This is a genomic window from Campylobacter sp. LR291e, assembly GCF_008633915.1.
Taxonomy (GTDB): domain Bacteria; phylum Campylobacterota; class Campylobacteria; order Campylobacterales; family Campylobacteraceae; genus Campylobacter_D.
Window position 1 is genome coordinate 101,578 of sequence record NZ_VJNV01000015.1, and the last position, 26,977, is coordinate 128,554.

Annotated in this window: 29 protein-coding genes, 5 tRNA genes and 1 pseudogene; 14 read left to right on the forward strand and 21 right to left on the reverse strand. The window is 30.1% G+C overall.

What is annotated here, in order from left to right:
- The 5 genes from FMM58_RS02885 to FMM58_RS02905 all read right to left on the reverse strand — a co-directional run bounded on the left by FMM58_RS02885 (position 1) and on the right by FMM58_RS02905 (position 5,005).
- The gene (locus tag FMM58_RS02885) at positions 1-777 is read right to left on the reverse strand and encodes a hypothetical protein (protein WP_150140213.1); all 777 of its coding nucleotides are present in this window, start codon (positions 775-777) and stop codon (positions 1-3) included.
- 83 nt (positions 778-860) lie between these two features.
- Entirely contained in the window at positions 861-1,616 is a 756-nt protein-coding gene (locus FMM58_RS02890; protein WP_150140215.1) for a 3'(2'),5'-bisphosphate nucleotidase CysQ, read from the reverse strand.
- Positions 1,613-2,878 carry a citrate synthase gene (locus FMM58_RS02895; RefSeq protein ID WP_150140217.1) on the reverse strand — a complete coding sequence of 422 codons (1,266 nt, stop codon included), beginning with the start codon at positions 2,876-2,878 and terminating at the stop codon, positions 1,613-1,615. Before FMM58_RS02895 ends, FMM58_RS02890 begins: the two co-directional genes overlap by 4 nt.
- 116 nt (positions 2,879-2,994) lie before the next feature.
- Positions 2,995-4,167: a cation:proton antiporter gene (locus tag FMM58_RS02900; RefSeq protein WP_150140219.1), complete on the reverse strand. Its 1,173-nt coding sequence runs from the start codon at positions 4,165-4,167 to the stop codon at positions 2,995-2,997.
- Positions 4,148-5,005 (reverse strand): biotin synthase, encoded by an 858-nt coding sequence (locus FMM58_RS02905; protein ID WP_317845487.1) that lies wholly within the window; start codon positions 5,003-5,005, stop codon positions 4,148-4,150. The genes FMM58_RS02900 and FMM58_RS02905 overlap by 20 nt, the downstream gene beginning before the upstream one ends.
- 83 nt (positions 5,006-5,088) lie before the next feature.
- Between FMM58_RS02905 and FMM58_RS02910 the strand changes: the two genes are divergently transcribed.
- Positions 5,089-5,793, forward strand: a complete 705-nt coding sequence (locus FMM58_RS02910; RefSeq protein ID WP_150140223.1) for an NAD(P)H-binding protein — start codon at positions 5,089-5,091, stop codon at positions 5,791-5,793.
- Between the two features lie 8 nt (positions 5,794-5,801).
- On the opposite strand, the gene FMM58_RS02915 is transcribed toward FMM58_RS02910, so the two are convergent.
- From FMM58_RS02915 to FMM58_RS02925, 3 genes are all read right to left on the reverse strand, one after another.
- Complete coding sequence (locus FMM58_RS02915; RefSeq protein ID WP_150140225.1) at positions 5,802-6,218, reverse strand: tyrosine-type recombinase/integrase; 417 nt, start codon at positions 6,216-6,218, stop codon at positions 5,802-5,804.
- Positions 6,219-6,567: 349 nt separating this feature from the next.
- Entirely contained in the window at positions 6,568-6,873 is a 306-nt protein-coding gene (locus FMM58_RS02920) for an Arm DNA-binding domain-containing protein (protein ID WP_150140227.1), read from the reverse strand.
- A gap of 218 nt (positions 6,874-7,091) precedes the next feature.
- Positions 7,092-7,167, reverse strand: a tRNA-Phe gene (locus FMM58_RS02925).
- A 136-nt stretch (positions 7,168-7,303) separates the two neighbouring features.
- Here FMM58_RS02925 and FMM58_RS02930 point away from each other — a divergent pair.
- Both FMM58_RS02930 and FMM58_RS02935 read left to right on the forward strand, forming a co-directional pair.
- On the forward strand, positions 7,304-8,650 hold the full coding sequence (locus FMM58_RS02930; protein ID WP_150140229.1) for a TrkH family potassium uptake protein: 1,347 nt from the start codon (positions 7,304-7,306) through the stop codon (positions 8,648-8,650).
- 10 nt (positions 8,651-8,660) lie between these two features.
- Positions 8,661-9,311: a potassium channel family protein gene (locus FMM58_RS02935; protein ID WP_150140231.1), complete on the forward strand. Its 651-nt coding sequence runs from the start codon at positions 8,661-8,663 to the stop codon at positions 9,309-9,311.
- Here FMM58_RS02935 and ribD read toward each other — a convergent pair.
- The 6 genes from ribD to FMM58_RS02965 form a co-directional block, all read right to left on the reverse strand.
- Positions 9,308-10,282: a bifunctional diaminohydroxyphosphoribosylaminopyrimidine deaminase/5-amino-6-(5-phosphoribosylamino)uracil reductase RibD gene (ribD, locus tag FMM58_RS02940; protein WP_411675288.1), complete on the reverse strand. Its 975-nt coding sequence runs from the start codon at positions 10,280-10,282 to the stop codon at positions 9,308-9,310. The genes FMM58_RS02935 and ribD overlap by 4 nt on opposite strands.
- 35 nt (positions 10,283-10,317) lie before the next feature.
- Positions 10,318-10,405: transfer RNA gene (locus FMM58_RS02945), tRNA-Ser, on the reverse strand.
- A gap of 12 nt (positions 10,406-10,417) precedes the next feature.
- Positions 10,418-10,491, reverse strand: a tRNA-Cys gene (locus tag FMM58_RS02950).
- Between the two features lie 14 nt (positions 10,492-10,505).
- Positions 10,506-10,593 (reverse strand) — tRNA-Leu (locus tag FMM58_RS02955).
- Positions 10,594-10,598: 5 nt separating this feature from the next.
- Positions 10,599-10,673: transfer RNA gene (locus FMM58_RS02960), tRNA-Gly, on the reverse strand.
- A gap of 45 nt (positions 10,674-10,718) precedes the next feature.
- Positions 10,719-11,423: a hypothetical protein gene (locus tag FMM58_RS02965; RefSeq protein WP_150140234.1), complete on the reverse strand. Its 705-nt coding sequence runs from the start codon at positions 11,421-11,423 to the stop codon at positions 10,719-10,721.
- Between the two features lie 87 nt (positions 11,424-11,510).
- On the opposite strand from FMM58_RS02965, the gene FMM58_RS02970 reads away from it, so the two are divergent.
- The 3 genes from FMM58_RS02970 (at position 11,511) to FMM58_RS02980 (ending at position 14,958) form a co-directional block, all read left to right on the forward strand.
- Entirely contained in the window at positions 11,511-12,353 is an 843-nt protein-coding gene (locus FMM58_RS02970) for a radical SAM/SPASM domain-containing protein (protein ID WP_150151563.1), read from the forward strand.
- 62 nt (positions 12,354-12,415) lie between these two features.
- Positions 12,416-13,240, forward strand: coding sequence for an enoyl-ACP reductase FabI (gene fabI, locus FMM58_RS02975; protein WP_150140237.1), 825 nt, complete (start codon positions 12,416-12,418; stop codon positions 13,238-13,240).
- Between the two features lie 74 nt (positions 13,241-13,314).
- The gene (locus FMM58_RS02980) at positions 13,315-14,958 is read left to right on the forward strand and encodes a hydrogenase small subunit (RefSeq protein WP_150140239.1); all 1,644 of its coding nucleotides are present in this window, start codon (positions 13,315-13,317) and stop codon (positions 14,956-14,958) included.
- Positions 14,959-14,987: 29 nt separating this feature from the next.
- On the opposite strand, the gene FMM58_RS02985 is transcribed toward FMM58_RS02980, so the two are convergent.
- From FMM58_RS02985 to FMM58_RS03000, 5 genes and pseudogenes are all read right to left on the reverse strand, one after another.
- Entirely contained in the window at positions 14,988-15,824 is an 837-nt protein-coding gene (locus FMM58_RS02985) for a ModD protein (RefSeq protein ID WP_150140241.1), read from the reverse strand.
- A gap of 416 nt (positions 15,825-16,240) precedes the next feature.
- Complete coding sequence (locus FMM58_RS02990) at positions 16,241-16,594, reverse strand: hypothetical protein (protein ID WP_150140243.1); 354 nt, start codon at positions 16,592-16,594, stop codon at positions 16,241-16,243.
- 69 nt (positions 16,595-16,663) lie between these two features.
- Positions 16,664-16,935, reverse strand: a pseudogene (locus FMM58_RS02995) (type II toxin-antitoxin system YafQ family toxin).
- 81 nt (positions 16,936-17,016) lie between these two features.
- Positions 17,017-17,184 carry a hypothetical protein gene (locus tag FMM58_RS08650; RefSeq protein WP_190317932.1) on the reverse strand — a complete coding sequence of 56 codons (168 nt, stop codon included), beginning with the start codon at positions 17,182-17,184 and terminating at the stop codon, positions 17,017-17,019.
- On the reverse strand, positions 17,181-17,750 hold the full coding sequence (locus tag FMM58_RS03000) for an ATP-binding protein (RefSeq protein WP_150140245.1): 570 nt from the start codon (positions 17,748-17,750) through the stop codon (positions 17,181-17,183). The genes FMM58_RS08650 and FMM58_RS03000 overlap by 4 nt, the downstream gene beginning before the upstream one ends.
- 70 nt (positions 17,751-17,820) lie before the next feature.
- On the opposite strand from FMM58_RS03000, the gene FMM58_RS03005 reads away from it, so the two are divergent.
- The 8 genes from FMM58_RS03005 to FMM58_RS03040 all read left to right on the forward strand — a co-directional run bounded on the left by FMM58_RS03005 (position 17,821) and on the right by FMM58_RS03040 (position 25,848).
- Positions 17,821-18,225, forward strand: a complete 405-nt coding sequence (locus tag FMM58_RS03005; protein ID WP_150140247.1) for a hypothetical protein — start codon at positions 17,821-17,823, stop codon at positions 18,223-18,225.
- 121 nt (positions 18,226-18,346) lie between these two features.
- Complete coding sequence (locus FMM58_RS03010) at positions 18,347-19,129, forward strand: ABC transporter permease (RefSeq protein ID WP_150151566.1); 783 nt, start codon at positions 18,347-18,349, stop codon at positions 19,127-19,129.
- The gene (locus FMM58_RS03015) at positions 19,126-19,788 is read left to right on the forward strand and encodes an ABC transporter ATP-binding protein (RefSeq protein WP_150140250.1); all 663 of its coding nucleotides are present in this window, start codon (positions 19,126-19,128) and stop codon (positions 19,786-19,788) included. The genes FMM58_RS03010 and FMM58_RS03015 overlap by 4 nt, the downstream gene beginning before the upstream one ends.
- Positions 19,785-20,894 carry a capsule biosynthesis protein gene (locus FMM58_RS03020; protein WP_150140252.1) on the forward strand — a complete coding sequence of 370 codons (1,110 nt, stop codon included), beginning with the start codon at positions 19,785-19,787 and terminating at the stop codon, positions 20,892-20,894. Before FMM58_RS03015 ends, FMM58_RS03020 begins: the two co-directional genes overlap by 4 nt.
- Positions 20,894-22,549 carry a polysaccharide biosynthesis/export family protein gene (locus FMM58_RS03025; protein ID WP_150140254.1) on the forward strand — a complete coding sequence of 552 codons (1,656 nt, stop codon included), beginning with the start codon at positions 20,894-20,896 and terminating at the stop codon, positions 22,547-22,549. The genes FMM58_RS03020 and FMM58_RS03025 overlap by 1 nt, the downstream gene beginning before the upstream one ends.
- A gap of 9 nt (positions 22,550-22,558) precedes the next feature.
- A complete protein-coding gene (locus FMM58_RS03030; protein ID WP_150140256.1) occupies positions 22,559-23,506 on the forward strand; it encodes an SIS domain-containing protein in 948 nt (315 codons plus the stop codon).
- Complete coding sequence (locus tag FMM58_RS03035; protein WP_150140257.1) at positions 23,507-24,484, forward strand: galactosyltransferase-related protein; 978 nt, start codon at positions 23,507-23,509, stop codon at positions 24,482-24,484.
- Positions 24,484-25,848: a glycosyltransferase family 2 protein gene (locus FMM58_RS03040; RefSeq protein ID WP_150140259.1), complete on the forward strand. Its 1,365-nt coding sequence runs from the start codon at positions 24,484-24,486 to the stop codon at positions 25,846-25,848. The genes FMM58_RS03035 and FMM58_RS03040 overlap by 1 nt, the downstream gene beginning before the upstream one ends.
- On the opposite strand, the gene FMM58_RS03045 is transcribed toward FMM58_RS03040, so the two are convergent.
- On the reverse strand, positions 25,845-26,288 hold the full coding sequence (locus tag FMM58_RS03045; protein ID WP_150140261.1) for a DUF411 domain-containing protein: 444 nt from the start codon (positions 26,286-26,288) through the stop codon (positions 25,845-25,847). The two genes, FMM58_RS03040 and FMM58_RS03045, sit on opposite strands and share 4 nt — an antisense overlap.
- 108 nt (positions 26,289-26,396) lie before the next feature.
- Positions 26,397-26,816 carry a PepSY-like domain-containing protein gene (locus tag FMM58_RS03050; protein WP_150140263.1) on the reverse strand — a complete coding sequence of 140 codons (420 nt, stop codon included), beginning with the start codon at positions 26,814-26,816 and terminating at the stop codon, positions 26,397-26,399.
- Positions 26,817-26,977: the final 161 nt, after the last annotated feature.

Below are 26,977 nucleotides of genomic sequence, written 5' to 3' on the forward strand. Positions count from 1 at the left end.
TTATTCAAGTCTTAAATTAATGCCATCATCTTGTATAACTTGTGCAATAGAAGCTGGCATATAAGCTGCTATGCTTTCAAGATTTTCCCTGCTGCTTAAAGTGCTATCAAGGGCTAATTTTAATTCTAAATTTTTAGCCACTAAAACCTTACCTGTAGTAAGAGAAACTATTTTAAAATTAACCAAAGCATGAGCGTTTAGGGTTTGCATAAAGATATAATTTGTATCTAAAACATAAAAATCCTTTAAATAAATTATAATCAAATAATCAGTGAATTTAGAATACATCTTATTTTTATTTTTTTCTTGTTTTAAATAAGGACTCACATCAACTATACTAAAATAGCCACTTGGTTGTAAAGAATTTAAAGTTTTTTGAGTTTGATATAAGCCGTTTGCTTGTGTGTTCGCCTTGTATAATCTAAGGGAATTTATAATTTTTTTTGCAAAAAGCTTAGATAAAATCGCAGGTCTTATATCAAGTTCGTTTAATCTATAACCAAAGGTACTACTAACACCTATTAAAATGCCAAAGTCAATATTTTTATCTTTTTTTGCCCTAGCACTTTTTCTCGCTTCTTCTTCTCTTATACTAGAAGTATCAAGCAAACCCTTTTGTTCATCAAGTTTTTGTGTAGGCATATTTTGATTAAGTTCTATGATATTTAATCTATCCTTGCTTTTGTCTATTTTTATAACCTTTTTTTGAGAAAAATTATTAGCAAGTATTATTTCTTGGGCAAATATTAATAAACAAAAAATTATAAAAAATTTCATTATTATCCTTTTTAAAGGCTAAATTATACTAAAAAATTTTAACAAAATTAGCAATAAAAATTATTTTTTAAGTTTTGATTTATTTATAGAAATTCTTCTAAGAATTCTTTTTTAGCAACTGCTATAAAAGGGCTAGTGGTAAATTTTTCGCTATTATAATCTAGCAACCTGGCATTAAAATTACACATAAAACCTCCATTTTTATGTATTAAAAAATCACCAGCCGCTAAATCCCAAATATGTAAACTTTCAAATCTCTTATAAACCCCTGCCTCGCCTTGCAAAAGTAGACCAAATTTTAAACCTGAACCACATTTTATAGTTTCAAGTTTATTAGTTTGTATAAAATTTTCATCTTCCTTGCTTGGATAATGAACGCTTAAAAGGGCTTTAAATTTGCCTTTTTCAAAATTATTTGTATTTAAAATTTCATCATTTTTATAAAGCTTACTATCTTTGTGAGCGTAAAAAATATCATTAGTTATTGGACTTTTAATAAGTCCTAAGATAGGTCTATTTTTATGAATTAAGCTTATCATAACGCAAAATTCATTTGAATTTTTTAAAAAACCATTTGTACCATCAAGTGGGTCAATTAACCAAAAATATTCTAAATTCTTTCTTTCATCAAAGGATAATACCCTTTCTTCTGAACAAATTTTAATATCGCTTTTAGCTAAAATTTCACAAATTATCTCATTTGACACAAGGTCAGCAGAGCTTAAAGGACTTCCATCATCCTTTTTAAAAACCTTAAGTTGTTTTCTTTCATTTAAAATAGCCTTAGAAGCTTGATTTGCAGCATCTAAGGCTAAATTCAAACAAGTGTCTAAATTCATCTTTGTTTTTCGCCAAGATAAAGTTGGCGAGGGCGAACAATTTTTAAACTAGCTTGTTCTTTTAATTCTATCCATTGGGCTATCCAGCCAGGTGTTCTACCTATAACAAAAAGTGTAGCAAACATTTCATTTGGAATGCCTAAGGCCTTTAAGATAAGACCACTATGAAAGTCCACATTTGGATATAAATTTCTTTGTACAAAATAATCATCTTGCAAGGCTATTTCTTCGATTCTACTTGCTACTTTAATTAAATTTGTATCTATGCCAATTTCATCGATTAATTGGTCTCTTAATTTTTTAAGCACCTTTGCCCTAGGGTCAAAATTCTTATAAACCCTATGACCAAAGCCCATTAATCTAAATGGGTCGTTTTTATCCTTTGCCTTTTTAATAAATTCATCAACCCTATTAACTGTTCCTATTTCTTCAAGCATTCTAATAACGCCTTCATTTGCCCCACCATGTGCATGTCCCCATAAAGCACCGATACCAGCACTTATACAAGCATAAGGGTGAGCGTGAGTAGAACCAACAGCCCTAACCGTAGAAGTAGACGCATTTTGTTCGTGGTCAGCATGTAGCATAAACACAGTATCAAGTGCCTTTACTTCTATAGGTCTAAGTTTTACATGGTCATATGGGTAAGTTCTTAACATATAAAGGAAATTTTCAGTAAAACCTCTATCTAAATTTGGATAAGCCATAGGAAAGCCGTTTTTATAGCGATAAGCAGTGGCCACTATAGTGGGAATTTTTGCAACAATTCTTGCGGCCATTTCCATATATTCTTCTTCTATGTCCATATTTAAATGATCAGGATAAAAGGTAGAAAGCGAAGCAACTGCAGCTTGTAAAACAGCCATTGGGTGTGCATTATCTGGAAAAGCATCAAAAAGTTTATGCATACCTTCATGTATAAAAGAGCGTTTTTTAAGCTCATATCTAAAATCATCCAATCTTTTTTCGTCTGGCAAATTTTTATAAAGTAGTAAATGCACGACATCTAAGAAAAGTTTATTTTCTGCAAGCCACTCAATAGGATATCCTCTATGCAATAAAACACCATTTTCCCCATCTATATAGGTAATTTCTGACTTACAAGTAGCAGTTGAAGTTAAACCCTCATCATAAGAAAACATTCCTGTTTGTTTATAAAAACTAGACATATCCACAACACTTGGACCTAAACTTGCATCATAAATAGGAAATTCGTAGTTTTTACCATCTCTATTATCTGTGATTGTAATTGAATTTGACATTTTTTCTCCTTGTTTTTGGTTTGGTTAATTTACATATTGTAACAAAAAAAGCTTTTATTAAAATTTGACTAAATTGATTTAAGTAAAATATATTTTTTTTTGAGTAAAAAAGTAACTTAAACACTATTTTTAAAATGTGCTATTAATTTAATTAAACTCATTACAAATAAGGCTTCAAATAAGGCTGTTAAAATAAGGGCTGAGTAAAAATTTTCATCTATTAATTTTGCAGAATAAGAAAGCGTAGCTGTTGCGATAAGTAATGTTAGGGGCATGGAATGAGAAAGGGTAAATAAAATAGTGTGTAAAAAGCCTAATTTTTTTACAAAAACCATAGCACTGATAAATCTTATAAGTATCATTGCAAACATTAAAACAAGGGCTTTTAATAAAATTTTATATTCTAAAACTATTCTTAAATCAACAGTGCTTCCTATATAAATAAAAAAAATCGGTATTAAAAAACCATAGCCAAAGCTTGAAAGTTTGTATTCTAAATCATATTTGTGATTAAAAAATGTAGCTATAAATGAACCTGCCACAAAGGCTCCAAGCACCACTTCTAACTCGGTTAAAAACATAGCTATAATAATAAGTATAAAAATGGCTACGCAAAAACGAATATCCCTTTCGTTTTTATCCTCCCAAGGCATTAATATAATTTTAAGCTGAGGATACCACCAAAATAAAATTCCAAGTAATTTAAAGCCAAGCAAACAAAGAACTAAAAAGACACATAAGTAAAATATATTTTGTGCTACTAAAATAAGGCTTGAATTTTCACGCAAAAATGCACCCATTATAGTTAGGGCTATGATTGAAACTACTTCTGCTATTGTAGCAATTAGCATAGAAGTATTTAACCAAAATGCCTTTTTACCAAATTCTTTAAATAGAATAGTTAAAAGCCCCACACTCATAACAGGCATGATTAAAATAAATATTAAAGAAAGTTCAAAAATCCATACTATAAGTGTTGAAAGTATGTAAAGTAAGCTTATGTATAAAAAAGCCTTTTTTGCAATACCTTTATCTATGTAAAATAAATCGCGCAAATTTACTTCCATTCCAGCAATAAACATTAGATAATAAAAGCCAATATTTGCTAAAAGTTTTAAATTTTCACTCTCACTAATAAGTCCAAAATACGCCAAAACAGCACCTAAAATCAACTCAGCCACCGATATAGGTAAGCGAAAAAGCTTAGCTAAATAAGGCGAAGCCAGTAAACAAAGGGCTATTAAGGCTAAAAATTGTAAATCATTTAAATTAGTGGCACTTTGTTGCAAAAGCAAATCCCATATTTCTTAACTTTTTTATGTCCTTGCTAGGTTCTTCTCCCTTTGTAGTAAGATAATCACCCACCACAATGGCACCTGCTCCATTTTCAAAAATTTCATATTGTCTATTACCTAAAATTACTTCCCTGCCACCTGCTACCATTACGACGGTTTCGCCTAAGCATTCTTTAGTATCTTTGATAATTTTAAGGGCTTCATCGGCATTAAGGGGTGGAATTTGTAAATTTAAATTTTTATTTGCTATAAAGAAATTTACAGGACTTGAAAAGGGTTTTAGTTCTTTTAGCGAATTTCTTAAACTAATCCTATCTTCATTACTTTCTCCAAGTCCATAAATTCCACCACAGCAAAGCATAAGCCCTGCTTCTTTTGCGTTTAAATTTGTCTCAAAACGACTCTCCCAAGTATGAGTTGTACAAATTTTTGAAAAAAACTCACGGCTAGTTTCAAGATTGTGATTATAAGAAAAAATGCCTACTTTTTTAAGTTCTTTTAAATGTTCTAAATTAGCTTGTCCATTACAGGCTATTAAAAGCAAATTTGGTACTTCTTTTTGCACAGCACTAGCTGCACGACATACATATTCAAGTTTTTCATCATTTAAACCAAGCCCAGCAGTAACAAGACAAAAGCCAAGAGCTTCATTTTTATAAGCTAGTTTTGCTTCTTTAACTATTTGTTCTATAGGCTTTTGTTTATATTTTTCAATATCTGTTTTTACAAAGGCACTTTGAGTACAATACTTACAATCTTCACTACAATTTCCACTAGCTATATTACAAATAGCACAAAGCATAATTTCCATATTTTTTCCTTTTTTTAAAATGTGAAACTTTAGCAAAAGTTTCCTTAAATTTATTATTTACAAAAATACATTAAAATTATAAAAATTGTTAAAGGAGTTAAAACATGAAAGTATTTAAAATTTTAATTTTAAGTCTTTTTTGTGTATTAAATTTAAGCTTTGGTAAAGATTCGTCGCAAAATTTAAAGATTGCCGTCCTAGCAGCAAATGGCAAAACTGGCTCTTTGATAGTAAAAGAAGCACTAGATAAAAAGGTACAAGTTACAGCCTTTGTAAGAAATTCTACTCAAAGACTGCCACAAAATGCTAGTATTATTAAAAAAGATATCTTTAATCTTACAAGCGATGATTTAAAAGATTATAATGTAATAATTGATGCTTTTGGAGAATGGAAAGATTTATCCTTGCATAAAAAACATATGCAACATTTAATTAATATTTTAAAAGATAATAATGCTAAATTTATAGCAATAGGTGGGGCTGGAAGCTTGTTTGTAGATAAAGAACATCAAATTAGATTAATGGATAGTCCAAATTTTCCTGATTCTTATAAGGGTGTTGCAAAGGCCACGTACGAAGCTTTTGAGGTGTTAAAAACTTCTAATCTTAATTATATTTATGTAAGCCCACCAGCTACATATATAGCAGATGATAAAAAATCAGGTTATATTTTAGGAAGTGATGAGTTATTTACAAATTCAAACAATGAAAGCAGTGGAAGTTATACTGACTTAGCTGATGCAGTTATTGATTTAGCCTTAGATAAAAATGCTAAAACAAAAACTCATGTTAGTGTGGTGAGTAAATAAACATTAATTTAGCCCAAAAGGGCTATTTCTGTTGTTTCATCACTGATACCTATTTTTAACAATTTTTCCTTATTTAAACTATCTCTGTGTAAGCGTCTTTCTCTGTTAAAGGATGGAAACACAAAGCCATTATTAATAATGCAAAATTGTGATTGTTCTTTTAAAATTTTTATAGCATAAGTACTTAATGCCATTTGATGAGAATAACCCATTTTCATTTCATTAGCAGATATAGTCCAAGTTTTTTCTGCAAAGTCTATATAATCCCATTTTATACTAGTGGTATTAATAGGGCAATTTACACAAAGAATTTGTAAATAAATAGCCCTTTTAGTTTGTAAGTTTATTTTGTCATCGCTTTTTAGGTAGTGTAAAAATTCTTTTAAAAGCTTGTCATCGGTAATGGATGATAATCTGCTATCTATCCCATTTTTCGTTTAAAATTTTTTGAGATTGGAAATTCTGTGTGTAATTTAGGAATAAAATTTTTATTTATAACTTCATCTATTTTAGCTCTTGTAAAAACTTCGTTCATATTATCAATTAATCGGTGTATAGTTTTTCTAAGCGACTTAATTCAGGGTCGTTTGGGTTAAAAATAGCTTCTAAAATACTTAAAATTTCGCTATATTTAATGCTCTTTATATCGCGATTTGCAAAGCTTGGTAAGATATATTTTTGATGGGACTTGTAACCTTTGATAAATAGCTTTCTTTTTTACCTTCTTTACGCTTTTTAGTTATGATACTATTAAATAAACTACCATACACATATTTATCTTTTTTCGTCCCTTAAAGTGTGTATATCCTTGCCATTATTTATTTCTATTAATATTTGAATAGCCTTTTGTCGTGCTATTTGTGTGGTAAAGATATTTTCACGCCATTGACCGATTTTTATATATTGTTCTTTGTCGTATGTGCTAGGCTTATATTTTAAGCTAAATGTTTTAGTGCCTTTGGGGTTGACAAAAATATATAATTCTTTTGGATTGCCAACAGCTCTTTTATGTTGTCTTTCTTTAGGGATTAATTTTTTTATATCCCTATCTTGCAAAAAAGTTTTTGCGATATTACTCATTTTTCATTCTTTTTTTAAGATTTTGAGCGAGTACTATCTTAATGATTTTTTTACTACCCTAATATGCCCCTTAATTTTTTTTTGTAATCAAAAAAAATTGAAACAAATTAAGACAAATCAAAAATAATCAAATACCGCTTTTTAGGCTTAAAACAAGGGAATTAAAAGTAATTAAAAGGGATTGTTTGAAATTGAAATAAACTTAAAGTTAGCTTAAATGGTGGTTAGAGGCAGAATCGAACTGCCGACACGCAGATTTTCAGTCTGCTGCTCTACCGACTGAGCTATCCAACCACTTTGTTGTAGTATTTTGTGTAAATTGTAATTTTATCTTTTTATCTTTAATCCAAGTTTAAATTTAGCATAAAATTTTATTTTTATTAAAGTTTTAATTGTGTAAAATCTTTGTTTTTACAAAAAAGAGGTTTTATTGAAACAATTTGGACTTGATAGACGCACCTTTAAAATTTTTCTAATTGGTTATATTGTCATAGCACTAGGTGGTGCTTTTTTACTTTCTTTTAAACAAACTCATAACGGGGATTTAGATTTTTTAGATGCTTTTTTTATGAGCACATCAGCTGTTAGCCTCTCAGGACTTTTAGTAAAAAATACAGCTACTGATTTTACGCTTTTAGGACAATTAATAATACTAGCCCTAGTTCAAATAGGAGGGCTAGGCTACATGGGAATAGGGCTTTTTGTATATATTCTCATACGCAAAAAAGTAGGCTTTAGTGGTAAAAATTTATTAAAAGAATCCTTGCTTTATCCTACAATGGATGGCTTATTTAAATTTTTTAAAAAGGTTTTGCTTTTTATAGTTGGGATTGAGATTATCGGTGGAATTTTATTAACACTTCGATTTGCACTTGATATGGACTTTAAACAGGCCCTTTATTTTGGCTTTTTTCATTCAATTAGTGCATTTAATAATTCAGGATTTAGTATATTTGAAACAAGTCTTATGGATTATAAATTTGATTTAGCTATAAATTTAATTATAACAAGCCTTGTTATAATAGGTGGTCTTGGGTATTTTGTATTAATTGAAGTATATTTTTTTCAAAGAAAACGTTTGCAAAATATAAGTTTGCATACTAGGGTGGTATTGTTAGCAACCCTTATTTTAATACTTTTTTCTACCATTGTTACCTTTTGTTTTGAGTATTCAAACGAGACTAGTATAGGTAGTTTTTCTTTAATCGATAAGCTTTTAAATTCTTATTTTATAGCAGTAAATTATAGAACATCTGGTTTCAATATGATTGACATATCCAGTTTAAAGGATGCTAGTTTATTTTTTGGTGCCTTATTTATGGTAATAGGTGGGGCACCAGGTGGTACTGCTGGGGGTATGAAATTAACCACGCTTGTAGTTTTATTATTATATGCTTATTGGTCTATAAGAGAGGGTAGGGTTAGAATTTTTGGTTATGAAATATCTCAAGAAATTATCTCAAAAGCCTTTGTTATAGCGATTGGTTCGGCTGTTTATATAGTAGTTTGTGCGATTTTACTTTCCTTAATGGAAACAGAATACCCATTCATAGCCCTTTTATTTGAAACATCCTCAGCCTTTGCTACAACAGGACTTTCAGTAGGTGATGGAGGAAATTTGTCACTTTGTGCTACTTTTAATGATTTTAGCAAAAGTATTATAATAATTATGATGATAAGTGGTAGAATAGGTGTTTTTGCCTTTTTCCTTTCTGTATTTAGTCAGGACAAAAAGGGCATTCATTTACAATATCCACAAGGTAGGATAAATTTATAAAGGATAGATAATGAAGGGTAAAACTTATGGAGTTATAGGACTTGGAAAATTTGGAGCTGTTGCAGCAGACGAGCTTTTAACCAATGGGCATACGGTTATTGTGGCAGATAAAAAAGAAGATGCCTTAAAAAGTTTGCACAATACGCCAAGCTATGCTTATATTTTAGATTCTACAAGCACTGTAGCACTTAAAGAGGCTGGTTTTCACGACGTTGACATAGTGATTATTAGCATAGGTGATAATATAGAAAAAAGTATTTTAACCTTAATGGCATTAAAAGAAATCGGCGTTACAAATATCATAGCTAAGGCTACTTCAAATATACATGGTCAAATTCTTTCAAGGCTTGGGGCAACTCGAGTTATTTATCCTGAAAGAGAGAGTGCAAAAAGGCTTGTGAAGGAATTTTTAACCCAGGATATTGACTTTGAAATTTTTGAATTATCAGCAAATACCATTCGTGCTATAAGATTAAATATAGATGATAAATTAGCTGGAAATTCCTTAAAACATATTGCACAAAATATGCGTTTGATAGCCTATAAAAAGGCAAATTCAGATTGGGAGCTTTTGCCTGATTTAGAAACTACCTTAGTTTATGCTGGTGATGTTGTAGTATTGCTTGGAACCATTAAAGAATTAAAAGATTTTGAACATTAATCATTTAAAAGTTCATAAATTCCATAATTATCATCATTAAAAGTACTCTTATATAAGGGCTTAAATTTAGCATTTACACAAAGGCTTTTTGAAGTATTAAGAATAGAACTTTGAAAGATTAAAAACATATCCATTTCATCTTTAAAGGTCTTAAAAAAGTTTTCCCCACCCTCATACATTATAAATTTTGTATTTTTTGGTAGTTGTGTATAAATCTTACGCTCTTTTACCTTAAAAAGTGGAATTTCTTTATCAAAGCTATCTAAATTTTGCTTAGAAAAAATACATAAATTTGGAGCTTTGCTAGAGCAAAGCCTAGAATCTAAAATGGGTCTATCCTTTCTTATGGTTTGTCCACCTATGGCTAAAATATCAATTACTGAGCGAATTTTATGAGCGTAAGTTCTGCTTAATTCATTGCTTACTATTTTACCAAGCATTGAACCATTCATACTAAGTGCTAGTTTAAAGAGCTTAAAAGTACCATTTTGCCACTTTATAAAGGGTTTAATGAGTTCTTTTGCCTTGTTTTCTAAAATACCCATTTGCACCTTCACACCATTTTGCTTTAAAAACAAAGCCCCACCACTTGCTAAATCATTTTCATCCTTTGTGCCTATGAAAACTTTTTTAAATTTTAACTTAGCAAATAATCTAGCACAAGGAGGGGTTTTTCCTTGGTGATTACAAGGTTCAAGCGTTACAAAGGCAAGGGCATCTTTTAATAAATTATTATGATTTTTGCAAATAAACTCATGTGCTAAATTTGGCTCATTTGGTATTATTAATTTTGGATTTAAATTTTGTAAAGCAGTTTTTATAGCGTTTAATTCAGCGTGTTCACAACCTGCCTTTTCATGGGCTTTTATACTTAAAATTTGTTTATTTTTATCTAAGATAACACAACCAACAGCAGGATTAGGATAGGTTAAAAATTGATATTTCCAAGCCTCATCAAGGGCTAATTGCATAAAAAATTCGTTCAAGAGAAAAACCTTAAAGGAGGTGGCCGGGAGAAAGGGATTCGAACCCCTGGAGGTGTTACCCTCAACGGTTTTCAAGACCGCCGCTTTCGACCACTCAGCCATCTCCCGATTAGCCAAATTTGGAGGCGACACCCGGATTTGAACCGGGGATCAGAGCTTTGCAGGCTCGTGCCTTACCACTTGGCTATGTCGCCAAAAACTAAAACAATGGTGCCCGAGACCGGACTTGAACCGGTACGGAAATAATTTCCGAGGGATTTTAAGTCCCTTGTGTCTACCAATTCCACCACCCGGGCGTTAATGGAGCGGGAAACGAGATTCGAACTCGCGACCCCAACCTTGGCAAGGTTGTGCTCTACCCCTGAGCTATTCCCGCAAAAGTATAAAGATGAGATTTTAGCAAAAAAAACTTAAATTGAGTTTATTTGCAAGTAAAGCCTATTAAAGCGTTTAAAACTTGTTCTTGTTCTTTGTTAAAATTCTGGATAGGTTTTCTATCTTTCATAGAATTTGTTCTTATGCTTTTAAGCGTACAAGTCTTATTTAAATCTATAGAATAAACACTTTCAAGCGAGTAGGCCTTGCTAATTAATTCTTTATTAAGTATTTTTTCATTTTCTTCTAGTATTAAAGGTGAAATTTTAGGATGAATTTTAGGATTTGACACGGCTATAAATTCGCTTTTTTCTATTTCTTTAAGTATATCTTTAAATAAATTATCAAAAATTTCCATTTCTTTAAACTCACAATCTAAACTTGCTTCAAGTCGTTGTCCCATAGGCAATTTAAAGCTGTCTTTTTGTGCAAAATGTGGTTTTAAAGTATATTCTTTTTCAACGCAAATTCCATTATTTTTAACGCGTTCAAATATGCTTTTAAAACTACTATCAATGCTTTCTTTATCTTCATTTGTTAAGATAAGCTTTTTACTTAAATTTTCATTTGAATAAAATTCAATACTAGCTGTAAAGCTATCAGCCTTTATTGGCATTTTTACGCTAAGGTCTGTTGAAAAATGAAGTTCATTTGAATTATTTTTTAAAAACTCAACATTAAAAATTACACCAGCTACAAAAAGAAGCAAGCACAAAAGCCCTACGCCAAGTCCTTTGAAAAAAGCTAACATATGAATCCTTTAAAAATGATACGCTTATTTTATCAAAAAATTATAAATTTAGCTAAAATTAGCAAAGTTATATTTTAAAGATTTATGATGAAATTTAAAAAAATTTATATAGAATTAAGTGATATTTGTGGGCTTAATTGTCCTTTTTGTCCTACAAAAAAAGAAGTTAGAGACAAAATGAGTGTGAGTAATTTTAAGACACTTACTAAGCAAATTAAAAATAAGGCCAAGCTTTTTACCTTTCATGTCCTAGGCGACCCTTTAATATTAGATAATATACAAGCTTATTTAGATATTGCTTTGCAAAATAATATGCTACTTGAACTTACCACTAGTGGCTTTTATATGAGTGAAAAAAATCAAAATTTGCTTTTAAATTATAAAAACATAAGGCAAATAAATATTTCTTTAATGGCATTTTTAACACAAGATAAGATAAGTTGCAATGAGTACTTTGATAAAATTTTTAAACTTTGCATTAAGCATTTACAAGCACAAAATAAAAGCTTTATTAATCTTAGGCTTTGGAATTTAACTTCAAATTTTGAGCATAAAAATGCTTTAATTTATGATTTATTAGAGAATTTTTTTAAAATAAAGATTGATAAAAGTTTAGATAAAAATCGCCTTGCAAGGCATATTATATTGCATCAACAAAGTTTATTTAAGTGGCCAAACTCAAAGCACAAAGCTAAAAATTTAGAATTTTCTTGTCATGCTTTAAATTCTCAAATTGCTATTTTAAGCAATGGTTCTTTGGTGCCTTGTTGTATGGATACAAAGGCAGAAATTTGCTTTGGAAATGTATTTAAACAAGATTTTGACACCTTGCTTAAAAGCCCTAGATTAAAGGCTATGAAAGAAGCTTTTAAAGAAAATAAACGTATAGAAAAGCTTTGTACAACTTGCGAATTTTACAAGGCTAGATAATTTTTAAAAAAAATGATTAATAAATTTATTATAAAATTACAAAAAACAATAAAGGACAAAATATGTTAATGCAAGGCAAAAAAGGCTTAATTGTAGGCGTAGCAAATAATAAATCAATAGCTTATGGCATAGCTAAGGCTTGTTGCGAACAAGGTGCAAAACTAGCCTTTACTTTTTTAAATGATACCTTAAAAAGACGCGTAGAACCAATAGCACAGGAATTTAACTCAAATTTTATTTATGAACTTGATGTAAATAATACTTCACATTTGCAAAATTTAGCCCCTATTTTAAAAAATGATTTTGGTGAAATTGATTTTGTAGTTCACGCAGTAGCCTATGCCCCAAAAGATGCATTAGAAGGAGAATTTATCAACACTAGCAAAGAAGCCTTTGATGTGGCTATGCAAACTTCTGTTTATTCTTTACTTTCACTTACAAGGGCTGTTATGCCTGTTTTAAAAGAAGGTGGGTCTATTTTAACTTTAAGTTATCTAGGTGGAGTAAAATATGTACCTCATTATAATGTTATGGGCGTTGCAAAGGCTGCACTTGAAAGCTGTGTTCGCTACTTAGCAAGGGATTTAGGACAAAAAAACATACGCATTAATGCTATCTCAGCAGGTCCTATTAAAACCCTAGCAGCAAGTGGAATTGGCGATTTTAGAATGATTTTAAAATATAATGAGATAAATTCTCCTCTAAAAAGAAATGTAAATACCCAAGATGTAGGAAATTCTGCTATGTATTTGTTAAGCGATTTAGCAAGTGGGGTAACTGGTGAAATTCATTATGTAGATGGTGGATATAATATCATGGGTATGGGCGATGTTAGCCTTGATGATGATGGAAATACCATACTTGCTTGGGATAAGGCAAAACAATAAATATTTTCATTAGTTTTTAAACTTCTTTTTATTTGCTTTATGTTAAATTGCCATTTATTTTTTAGAGGTGTAAAATGCAAGATTTAAAGCAAATTTTACAAAGCCGTATTAATGAGTTAAACACTTCTTCGCTTAAAGAAAAAAATACCATAAACGAAGAAAGTATTAAAACTTTATTTAAATATCTAAGCTTAAATAATGAACTACTTCCACTAGCACAAGAACTTTTAGAAAATTCCCCAAGAACTAAGATTGTTTGGCTTCACCTTTGTGAGTGCACGGGTTGTTCTGAAAGTGTTTTAAGAAGTGGAATGCCTAGCTATGATGAGCTTATTTTTGATTTTTTTTCCTTAGAATACCACGAAACATTAATGATAGCAAATGGCACAAAGGCTGAGGAGTGTCTTGAAAATGTTTTAAATTCAAATGAAGAATTTATCTTAGCAGTTGAAGGTGGTGTGGCTGATGGCTTTTTTTATACTATAGGTTTACATGGTGAAAGTGGACGCAAAATACTTAATAGATTAGCTAAAAAGGCTAGTATTATCTTTGCTGTTGGAAGTTGCGCAAGTTATGGAGGCATACAAGCTGCAAGACCAAATCCTACTAGAAATTGTGGCATTGATGAAATTTTAACTCAAAATGTGGTTAAAATTCCAGGTTGCCCTCCAAGTGATGTAAATATTATAGCTACCTTTTTTTATTATATTTTATTTAAACAAGCCCCAACCCTTGATTCTCAAAATAGGCCACTTTGGGCTTATGGTAAATGTTTGCATGATATGTGCGAAAGAAAGGCTAAATTTGAAAGTGGAATTTTTGCAAAGGAATTTGGCGATGAGTTTGCAAAGCAAGGGGCTTGTCTTTTTAAGCTAGGTTGCAAGGGGCCTTACACTTATAATAACTGCCCTAAGATTAAATTTAATTCTAAAACTTCGTGGCCAGTGGCTGCTGGTAGGGGTTGTATGGCTTGTAGTCAAAAGGATTTTTGGGATGATTTTGGCTGTTATGAAGCCCCTATGATTAATAAACTTGCTTATAAAAAGATAACACATAGTGAAAAATTGCTTTTTGAAAATAAAAATTCTAATTTAAACGAACTTGATTTAAATAGCGATGAAATAGCACTTTATCTAAAAGAAAAAACACAAATTTTATATAAAGAAAATGGAGAAAATAAAGAATTCTTAGACTTTGAATTTGAAAGCAATTTAAAGCTTGTTTTGCAAAATCTAGCTAAAACTAAATTAGGGGCTTTGCTGGTTGAAAATTATAAAAAAGAATTTAGTAAAAATTATGATTTTATACAAGAAAATTTTGACGAAACGCCGGCTTTAAGTAGTGATATTTGGACATTTTTTGAATCAAATTTTATTTTGGCTAAGGGCGAGTTTTTGTATAGAAAGAGTTTTTTTATTGATTGTGCTAAAAATTATTCTTTTACCCATGCTAGTCCTTATGATTTTAAATTAAATATAAATGAAAAGGCAAAGCTTGATATAAATAAGGCCTTTCGCTGTCCTTTGATTTATCTTTGTGGAGGCTTAGAATTAAGTGGCTTAGCCTTCAGTGCGATTAAGGCCTTTGCAAAAAGCGTTAATGATATTTCTAAGCATTTTAACGATAAAAAATTGGTTTTATGCCTTGATGATGATATAAATTCAAGCTTTTTACATAGCTTATTTAGTCCTTTGAATTTAAGCAAGGATAGTTTTTAACAATAACTGCTTTTGCAGTTATTTTAAATTTATAATCTTTCATAGCTTAATTTTATATCACAAATTTTAGCCCTATACATAGCCGTGCTAACTATGATATCAACACCAGTTCTTGCAAATTCGCTTACATTTTCTAAATTTATATTGCCCGTGGCTGAAAGTAAAATGTTAGGAAATTCTTCATCTCTTATTTTTTTAATAGTCTTTAAATCATTTACGCAAAATCTCTCACATTGCAATATATCAGCTCCCATTTTAGCAAATTTAATACTCTCTTCAATGCTAGAAATTTCTACTATAATTTTGTGTTCTTTAAATTTTGTTTTTAAATTAATAAAATCATTTTGCAAATTTTCGCATAAAAGTTTATGTTCATCAAAGATTAAAATGCTATCACTTAGCCCATATCTATGAGGTAGACCTCCTCCACTTATAAGGGCCTTTAAAAGCAATTTTTTAGCAAAGGGCATAGTTTTTCTAGTACCAAGAAGTGCTATTTTATCATTTTCTTTTCTTGCTAAATTTAGCATTTTATTTGTATAAGTAGCAACGCTTGAGGCGTATTCTAAGATATTTTGAAAGCTTTTGGCTACCTTTAAAACAATTTGTGCCTCACCCTTAATGCTTAAAAATGTCTCTTTTGCCTTTATGAAATTTGCATTTTCTTTACTAAATTCAACTTCTAAGCCTTGAAGTTTGGCTAATTTCACACACTCATCAATGCCACAAAGTATAATATCATCATTTTTTGGAAAAAAACTAAGCCTTGTATCTGTTTTAATATCTAGTCCAAAGCTTGTATTATCCAGGAAAGGTGCGTCTTGTGCAAGTAAATTTTCAAGTTCATATAAACTAAAATCAAACATAATAAACTCCAAAAATTAAAATATTAACCTTTAGAAATTTAAAATGCCTTTAAGAGGGGTTTATCCCTCTTTTTTAGTTTATGGTTCTAATTTTGCTGAATTTTATCCAAGCTATGATTTCTATAATAACTGCGATTAATAAAAAGAAGCTATTTATAAGCCAACCAATTACTGGTACTGGTAGAATAATTATTGATATTGTAAATACTGCTTTTGCAAAGAAAGTATAAAGGAAAAATCTTTCGTTTGTAACCCTTGCCATTGTGTGATAAAATTTGTAGTATAGATACAAACTTCCAAGAACGGCTATAAATCCTAGTATTACAAACCATGTACTTGTTACACCCAAAACTATTAGCAACGCCCCTACAAAGAAAAGTACGCAAGCTAGTACTAGCTTTGATACTAAATGAACTTTAGCCCTTTTTGCTATATGATGCTAATATAAAAAATACCAAGGCTATGGCTAAGAAAAACCAACCAGCAAATGAAATCATGTATAATAAATAGCAAAATAGGTAAATATAACCCATCATTTTAATCGATGATAGATTACCAGAGGAATTTGTAGAATTTAGCACAAAGATATTTTTTGCAATATCACCACTGGCCTCAAAATCCACTTGCGAATTTATCAATGAATTTGCACTTTGACCATTTAAATTTTGCACCTTATCCAAGACAAATGAGTACCTATTACCATCATCGCCACTTATAGTAAGGCTATCTAAGATAATACCACGTATAATGCTCCTTTTAAAGAATTTCAAAAGCAGCATTATATTTTTTTTAATTCTTGCTTTAAAAAACATAAATTTTTTTACGTACTTTAAATAAATTTATTTAAAAAGTTCATTGTGAGAACCTAAGTTAATAGCTTTTAAAATTAAAAGATTTTTATTTTTTTCATATATCAATAATAAATCTGGTTTAATGTGACATTCGCGAAGTTCAATTAAGCTTCCTTTTAACTTATGGTTTTTATATTTTTGTTCTAAAATTTCATCATTTATTAATTTTCAATAACATAATCAACAAGTTCTCTATCTTTATCACTTAGCTTGTCATAGGATTTATCAAATTTTTTTGTTGTAATAAAATCATATTTCATTTGATTTTTCTAAATTCTTTATATTCTTTCATTGATTTAAAGGTTTTTAATTCACCTTTTTTGTATTTTTCATTAAGTTCTTTACTTTCTTTTTCCATTTGTGTAATAATTTCCTGCCTTATTTTTATTTGTTTTTATTTTAGCATCTATACTTTTTGCAAGTCCCCTAAAAGCTGGTAAAAATTCTTCTTTAACATTTTCTATAATCAGTGTTATTTTTTCACCTTTATTTATAAATTTATTAATCACACAAGCAAATTTACATTGCTATCATCATTATTTTTTAACAATGCTTCCTGACTTTTTTCTAAATTTTCTCTAAGTTTTTCTTGCATTTTTTTCAATACTTCTTCTAATAAATTCTTACTATCTTCAAGCATTTTTAAATTTGTGCTTGCATTTTCAGTTTTGTTTTTATTTAGTAAATTATCAAGTGTGCTTACAAGCTTATCCATAGCAACATTTTGCGTATTTTCATCGCTTGTACCAGGTAAAATATCAGCTATTTGCATAGCAGAAGTAATCAAGTCCTGTGGGTTAAGCTCACTCACCTTAGAATTATCCAAAAATTCTTGTAAAAGTGGTTCTACATCTTTCATAGCCTCTTTAATCTCATCTAAATCTTCTTGACTTAATTTTGACCCCTCATAAGAAAAGTTAAATCCATATTCTCTTCTTAAACTTAGACTTTGTCCACTTTCATCTTGTAAATAATTTACACTTTGATTATCATACATACTTAAAGAAATGGTATTGCCACTTTTTGTAGTGTATGTAGTGTAAAAATTTTGATTATTGCTTGCATCAACTTGCATTTTGCGCCTTTCAATTATATTTGCTTACAAAATCGCTTTTTTTGCGTTTTATTTTAGTATAATTTTTCTTATGAATGAACAAATTTTTAATTTTATTAAAAAAAATAAGCTTTTAAGCCTTTGCATACGTGATGAAATAGGCGTTTATACAGCAAGTTGTTTTTATGCCTTTGATGAGTTAAATTTAGCCCTAATAATTGCCTCAAATGAAAATTCAAAGCATATTAAACTAGCCTTAAAAGATTCTAACATAGCTATAAATATAGCAAAGCTTAGTAAAATTTCTCTTTTAAAGGGTATCCAGGCAAAGGCTATTTTTAAAATAGCTAATGAAAAACAAGAAAAAATTTATTATAAAAAATTTCCCTTTGCAAAATTTGCTAATGATTTTAAGCTGTATAGCCTTTATTTACAATGGGCAAAGCTAACTGATAATAGCTTAATGCTTACTTCAAAGCTTGAATTTAATCGCTAGTTTTAAATTTAAGATATTTTTAGGCTTTTTTATTTTTACAATTTTTATATAAATTATATTTTTGCGTTTAAAAAAATAAGTTAAAATAAAGTAGATTTATAAATATTTTTGGATAATTTTTATGTTAAATGTAATCTACGCTCTATTTTTTAGAGAGCTAAAAACGCGTTTTGGTCGCAATAGACATCTTGGATATATCTGGGTTGTTGGTGAGCCAATGAGCGTTGTTTTAACTATAACTGCTATTGTTACTATAATTAGACAATATCATGATCAAGTAATGCCTGAGGGAATTTCTATTTTTATGTTTTTAGTTTCTGGCATTGTGCCTTATTTTATGTTTAGAACTATAGTTACTCAGTTAATGGGAGGAATTGCTGGAAATTTGGGGCTTTTTTCTTATAAGCCAGTAAAGCCTATACATGTTTTTATAGCTAGGACCTTGCTTGAATTTTGTATTTATTTTACTATATTTATATCCGTGCTTTTTGTGGTTGGTTGGTTTTTTAGGATAGATGTTATCCCAAGGCATATTTTAGAAGTGCTTTTTTGTATATTTTTATTAATGTGTGCTGGTTTTTGTTTAGGGCTTTGCTTTGCTATAGTATGGCATTTTTTCGAGCCTTTAAGGACCTTGCTCAATTATTTTAGTATCATTTTTTATTGGACTTCTGGGATTATTTTCCCTACTTGGTTAATGCCTCAAAGTTTGCTTGATATTTTTTATTTTAATCCCTTGCTTCATATAATGGAGCTTTTAAGATATAATTTTTTTGATTATTATCCTTTGCAAGATGAATATAGCTTTATTTATCCTATTTGTTGCTTAGCAATTGTATTATTTATAGGACTTTTCTTTTATTATTATAATAGACAGGCCCTAACTGCTGCGAGAAGATTATGATAAAACTAATAAATTTAAGCAAATCATATCCTCTATTTAATGGTTCTAGGCATTATATTTTTAAGGATTTTAGCTTTGAATTTCCTGAAAATTGTTCTATAGGGCTAATGGGTGGTAATGGGGCTGGAAAATCTACATTAATGAAGCTTTTAAGTGGTGCAGAATTGCCTGATAGAGGAAAAATCGTTACAAATAAAAAACTTTCTTGGCCACTTGGCTTAAATGGGGCCTTTCAAGGTTCTTTAACTGCAAGGGATAATGTTAAATTTGTGTCAAGGGTTTATGGCTATCATGGACCGGCTTTAAAAGAAAAGGTTCAATTTGTACAAGACTTTGCTGAAATTGGTAAATTTTTTGATGAGCCTATGAAAAATTTTTCTTCTGGAATGTGTGCAAGGATTGCCTTTGGTTTAAGTATGGCATTTGACTTTGATTATTATCTAATAGACGAGGCAGGGGCTGTTGGGGACCCTAAATTTAGAGAAAAAAGCGTTAAGCTTTATAAGGAAAGATTGAGTAAATCAAAGGTTATTATGGTATCGCACAATGTTTCTGAAATTAAAGAATGGTGTGATAAAATCATATTTATGAAAGACGGGACAATTACTGTATATGATGATATAGAAGAAGGAATTGCCGTTTATCAAGGAAAACAATGAAATATAATTTTAATGATATAAAAAATTTAAATATTTTTGATTCTTTTAAAATAGTTTGGATTTTAATGATTTTTGTTGTTGTTTATTATGTATTAATAGCAGCGAATCGTTATGTAAGTACTATGAGTTTAAGCGTTCGTTCTACTAGTGGAGAAGTAGCACAAAATAGTGGAATTTTATCCTTACTTAGTACAAGCACTAGCACGGGCGAGGATATTAAATTTTTACAAGGATATATACAATCTTTCGATATGCTAAGATTGCTAGAAGAAAAAATAGAACTTAAAAAGCTTTACCAAGAACAATTTATAGACTTACCTTTTAAAATTTGGGATTCTTCTTCTTCTGAAAGTTATTTACAATACTTTCAAAACAGGGTTAAGGTTCATACTGATGATAAAACAGGGCTTTTAGTAGTTGACGTAGAAGGCTTTACTCCTGATTCAGCCTTGCTTATCGCAAGGACCATTATGGAAGAGAGTGAAAAATTTATCAATGAAATTTCTCACAAGGCCGCAAGAGAGCAAATGGCGTTTGCAGAAGAAGAAATTTTTAAATATAAAGAAAGATTTCAAAAGGCACAAGCTGAGTTAATAGCCTTTCAAAACGAACATGGCACCTTTGACCCATTAAAACAAGCCGAGGCCAAGGCTACCTTAATAGCAAAGCTTGAAACGGATATAGCTCAAAAAGAAGCACAATACTCAACCATGCAAAGCTATATGAATGAAACAGCACCAGAAGTAGTTTTAATAAAGGCAGAGTTATCTTCTTTAAAAAAGCAACTTGATAAAGAATATTCAAAAATTTCATCAAATGAAGAAACAAGTAAGCTAAATGAGTTAGGGGCTTTGTATCAAAATTTAATAATAGAGGCAGAATTTGCTCAAAAAGCCTACGAGGCCTCGCTTACTTCTTTTGAAAGTTCGCGTATAGAAGCAGCTAGGAAGATAAAGCAATTAGTAGTAGTTCAAAGCCCAACCCTGCCTGATAGCGCAAAATACCCAGAAAGACTTTATAATATAATAACTGCTTTTATAGTGTTTTCTGTGTGTTTTGGTATCTTTAAATTTATAAAAATCATAATAGAGGAGCATAAGTATTAATGAAAAAATTAGTTATTATTTTAAGCCTTTGTATATTTTGTTTTGGTGCTGTTGATGTAAGTCAGATTGCTGCATCAAGCCAAAGCACAGAACAAAACTTAACAACCCAGCAAACAACAATTCAAACTCAACAAAGCCAAGATTTAAACGCAACTATGCAAAAAGAACAAATTCAAGTATTTGGTGCACATTTATTTAGTGGAAATTTTAGAAATTTTACTCAAAGACTTTATAATCCTGATTATAAAATAGCAGTAGGGGATCAAATTAGCCTTAAAATATGGGGAGCTGTTGAGTATGCCCAAATTTTAGTAGTTGATTCGCAAGGCAATATTTTCATACCAAAGGTGGGGGCTATAAAGGTTTTAGGAGTGAAAAATAGCCAACTTTTAAATGTTATACAATCAAGCGTTAGAAGAGTTTATAAGCAAAATGTCTTTGTTTATGCAGATATGAATGCCTATCAAAATGTAAGCGTTTTTGTAACGGGTAATGTAAATGCTCCTGGACTTTACGAGGGATTAAGTTCAGATTCTATAATCCAGTATATAGATAAAGCGGGAGGCATAAATTTAGAATATGGTAGTTTTAGGGACATTAAAGTTTTGAGAAACAATAAAGTTATTAAAGAAGTTGATTTATATGATTTTTTATTAAATGGGCAAATGGAGTTGTTTCCTTATAGAAGTGGGGATGTGATTTTAGTAGGGGATGTTTTAAATTATGCCTTTGTAAGTGGGGACGTACAAAAGCCTTTTCGTTTTGAGTTAGCAGATGATATTCAAAATTTAATGGACTTAGCAAGGGTAAGTGGAGCTAAGCCTATAGTTACAAATGCCATTGTTAAAACATATGGAGATAACCATAAATTAGATGTTAATGCTTATAATAAGCTAGAATTTGCAAATATAAGATTAAAAACGGGTGATGAGGTATTATTTCGCCCAGAATACATTTCAAAGGATATTAGTATAACTATTCGTGGAGAACACGATGGAATTCAAAGCCTAGTTGTAAAGAAGGGCTCAACCCTTGAAGATATATCTAAAATCATTAAAACAAATGCAATGTCTGATATAACTTCTTTGCAAGTATTTAGAAAAAGCGTTGCAAAAACACAAAAAGAATTAATCGCCGCCCAGCTTAAAGAACTTGAAACAATAGCCCTAACTAGCCCTTCTGTAAATGCCGAACAAGCTGCTATTAGAGCTACTCAAGCAGGGACTATTTTAGAATTTATTGAAAGGGCTAAGCAAGTTGAACCTAAGGGGCAAATTGTTATTGAAAATGTTAAGGCTTATTCTTCTATAGTGCTTGAAGAAGGCGATATTATCAATGTCCCAAGTAAAAATAATCTAGTTATAGTACAAGGCGAAGTATCTGTTCCAGGTGCCTTTGTGTATATAAATAAAGAAAATTTAAAATATTACATAGAATTAGCAGGTGGATATAGTGATAGGGCTGATACTTCAAGGGTTTTAGTAATTAGGGCAAGTGGCAAGGCTGAAAAATATCGTTCAAGTGTAAGTATGAAACCAGGGGATTCTATCTTAGTTTTACCAAAGGTTGATACTCAAAATTTACAAATTTTTGGAATGATTACTCAAATTTTATATCAAATTGCCGTTGCTACAAGCGTTGTGGTAAGTATTTAAGGTGTAAAAATGGATGCGTTAAAGATTGCAAAGGAAGTATTTGAAATAGAGGCTAAGGCCATTTTAGATTTAAGCAATAAGCTAGATGATAATTTTACCAAGGTTGTTGATTTAATCTTAAATACCAAGGGACGTTGTATAATAAGTGGCATGGGAAAGAGTGGGCATATAGCTACTAAAATAGCAGCGACTTTGGCAAGTACAGGAACGCCTAGCTTTTTTTTACACCCAAGCGAGGCATTGCATGGGGACTTAGGAATGCTTACCCCTGCTGATGTTCTTATAAGCATATCAAATTCAGGCGAAACAGAAGAACTTTTAAAAATAATACCTGCTGTAAAAAGGCGTCAAATTAAGCTTATAGTAATGACAGGAAATATTAAATCAACCCTAGCAAAGCAAGGTGATATTATCTTAAATATATCGGTTGAAAAAGAAGCTTGTCCCTTGCAACTTGCCCCTATGAGTTCAACCACTGCTACTTTAGCAATGGGTGATGCCCTAGCGGCAGCTTTAATGAAGGCTAAGAAATTTAAGCCTGATGATTTTGCACTTTTTCACCCAGGAGGAAGTTTAGGACGTAAGCTTTTAACTAAGGTTAAGGATGTAATGGTAAGTAAAAATTTACCTATAGTTAATCCAAATACCGAATTTAACGACCTAGTAGATGTTATGACTAGTGGCAAACTTGGGCTTTGTATAGTTGTAGAAAATGAAAAATTAGTAGGCATTATAACAGATGGGGATTTGCGTAGGGCCTTAAAAGGCAATAACAGACCTCGTTTTGATTTTAAGGCACAAGAAATTATGAGTAAAAATCCTAAATTAATTGATGCTGAGGCTATGGCTACTGAGGCAGAAGAATTAATGATAAAAAATAAGATTAAAGAAATAGTAGTCTCTCATAATGAAAAAATAGTAGGTATTATACAACTTTATGCTATAGGAAGTTTGTAGGTGAAGTATTCTGTCGCTATTCCTGTGGATTTAAATTTAAGACCTTTGGATATTATTAAAAAAACAAAGGATATTTTAAAAAGGGCTAGTAATGAAGTAGAACTTGTCTTTGGGCACAATGATAGGGGCAGTATTTTTGATAAATACTTTAAAAAAATCACAAAAAAAGACAATGTCAAGTTAGCCTCTGGTAAATTTTACACTCACTTAGTTTGTCAAAGTTTATTAAGAAACGAGGCCTTAAAGCTTTGTAGTAGTGATTTTGTTTATATAATGGACGTGGATTATATCTTTGATGAAGAGATTGCTGATTCTTGTATAAATGAGCTTAAAAATGGAGAAAAGCCTTTTGTTTATTTGCCTTGTTTATACCTTACAAGAAAGGGGTCAAGGTGCTTTTTTAAAAGCAATAGATTAGAAATGTTTGAAAAATTTATCAATTTTAGAAAGGACCTATTTTCAGGCATAGCCTCTCCTAGCGGTGGTAGTATTTTTTTAAAAAAGGATGATTATTTTAAAATAGGTGGCTTTGATGAGAGTTTTGTCGGACGTGGAGGAGAAGACTTTGAATTTATGATAAGGCTTGGTTTATATCATAAGCTTTTAACGCCAAGCAAGGATTTTAAGATAAATAAATTTTATAAATCCCCTATTTTAAGTGAGGGTTTTAGAAAGTATTTAAATTTCTTATCCTTGCCTTATTTTTTTGAAAAAAAGGTATCCTTTCATATTTATCACGGACGCAACCGCCTTAGGTCTTATTTTAGACAATATAAAAAAAATGCTGATATACTCGATGAAAAGATTAAATTTAACAACGAAAATTTAAGTACAAACGAGACTTCTTTGTTAAAGCTTTATGAAGAACTTTGTAAAAAATATGAACTTTCACTTGATAAATATATTATTTTATTTGATAGTTATCGCCCAAAATTATTTAGTATAGAACGTTTTATTTTATTTTTAAGAGGGCTTTAATGGTAGGCGTAATCGTGCCTATTTATAATGTGGCCCCTTATTTAAAAGAATGCCTTGAAAGCATTATTAATCAAAGTTATAAAAAATTAAGCATATTGTTAATAAACGATGGAAGTAGCGATGAAAGCTTAGAATTTGCTAAATTTTATGCCTTAAAAGATGAAAGAATAATACTTATAGATAAGCTTAATGGTGGCCAAGCACATACTAGAAATATAGGCATTGATTTTTTTAGTGGGGTTTTTGAATTTAAAGAATTTGAAAAGATAGAAAATTTATATACTTTTAAGGCTATAAATTCAAATACAATAAAACAAATTTATACAAAAAAACAAAAGTTTAATATCTTAGACCTTAATTATTTAATCTTTGTGGATAGTGACGATTTTTTAAACCTAACTTGCATTGAAGAATGCGTTGAAAGAATGAAAAATGTCGACGTGCTTTGGTTTGATTATAAAATGATAATGCATATTAAAAAAAGCACCTTTAATACCCTTATGCAAGATTATGGTTATAAAAATGAATGTGTGATTAGTTCAAAAGAATGGCTTTTAAATATTGATAAGCACGAAAAACCCCTGCCCTTATTTTGGTTTACTTGGCAAGGAATGATAAATTTTAATTTTTTAAAAAATTTAAAATTACACTTTGTAAATGGGGTAATCTTTGAAGATACACTTTTTGGAATTATTCTTTTCACAAAGGCTAAAAATATTTATATTTATCCAAAACAAGTTTATAATTATATACTAAGGGCTGGTAGTACTATGAATTATAAAAAAAATAGTATAGAAAAAAGTTCTTATTTGTATGATTTATATAAGCATTTTAATGATGATTTTTCAAGCTTTAAACGTTATCAACAAGCTTATAGTTGGCTTTTGCTTTGTATTTCAATGGCTGAGTTTTTTGAAAAAAATAGCGATGAAAGTTCTATTTTATCAAAGCAAATTTTTATGCCTTATTTTTTAGAATATGCCCTTAATATCTTATATATACAAAAGGACCCCTTAAATTTAAAAGCTAGATTAAAAGAATTAAAACCCCTTTTTGAAAGAACGTCTCTTTTTGGGGTAGCATCTTTACTAAATGATTATGAGTTTAGACTAGGTTATGTTTTTTTAATGAATTATAAAAGCTTAAAGGGCTTATTTTTGTTGCCAAGCTTATTAAAAAAAGAATTTTATCAATGCAAAAAAGATAATATCACCTTTAAAGAAAATCTCAAAAATTACCCCTATATACACTTTGATGAAAACAAAGAAAAAGACAATAAATATATAAAAAAGGTAAAAAATTTTTACTCGTATAAAACGGGTAAGATTATAGTAAAAATACTTAAAATATTAAGAATTTTTTAAGGGGCTTTGCTGATTAATTTATCGCCTTTAAAATACCCATATAAGCGATTTGTTCCATCTTTTAAAAGTAAAATTACAGGATATTCTTCTTCTATGCCTTGTTGCATTCCAGGACTTCCTTGTGGCATACCGTGTACTGAAAGCCCTATGATATCAGGCTTGTTTTCAAGTAGCCATTCTATAGCAGATACAGGTACATGCCCTTCTATAGCATATCCTTCAATTATTCCTGTATGACAGCTTTGATATTCAGGTTTAATTTTCATTTGTTCTTTAATCTTATAAAATTCATTACTCTCATGCAAATTTACTTTATAGCCATTATTTTTAATATACTTAACCCATTTCTTACAACAACCACAATAAGCACTTCCATAAACTTCTATATTTTTACTAAATAAACAAAGTGGCAAAGCAAGATATATAAGCCATTTTTTCATTTTGTAACCTTTATGAGATTTTTAAAAAATGATAGCTTAAAAAATTGAATTTGTTATTAAATTTTGCCCTAAAGGGACAAAATTTAGAAAGGTTAAGTAAAGAAGTTTTTAATCAAATTTTTGACCTAAAATATTACCATTTGCATCGGTATATACTTTCATGCCATTGTTAAATTTAAATTTGTAGCCGTGTACTTCTTTTTCTACTTGAATGATTTGAGCACCTGCTTGAGTAGATGATGCCTTTTGAACTACATTTGCAGGTAAAAAGTCTGTAGGTATTGCCTTATATTTGCCATCCACATCTTTCCACTCGCCTGTTATGATAAAATCAATCTCAGTACCATCAGCTAAGGTAACATCATAAGAATCTAAATCCTTTTTAACAAGTCCTATAGTAACACCCTTAAAATAAGTGTTAATAAAGCTTTGGGCATTAGCTGGAAGTTGATTTGCAGGAATCACCACATCATAAGCATAAGCTAAACCACTAAGTAACATAGCACAAAGTCCTAATTTTAATTTCATTTTTTCTCCTTTTAAAAAATTGATTTATGAAAGTGTAACTTATTTTTGTGAATTTAAAGTGAACTAAAAATTTATTCTCAAAAAGCTTTACATTTTGATTAGTATTATTATGTAAGATAGGATAAATTTGGGTGATTTTTTTACAAATATAGCTATTTTAA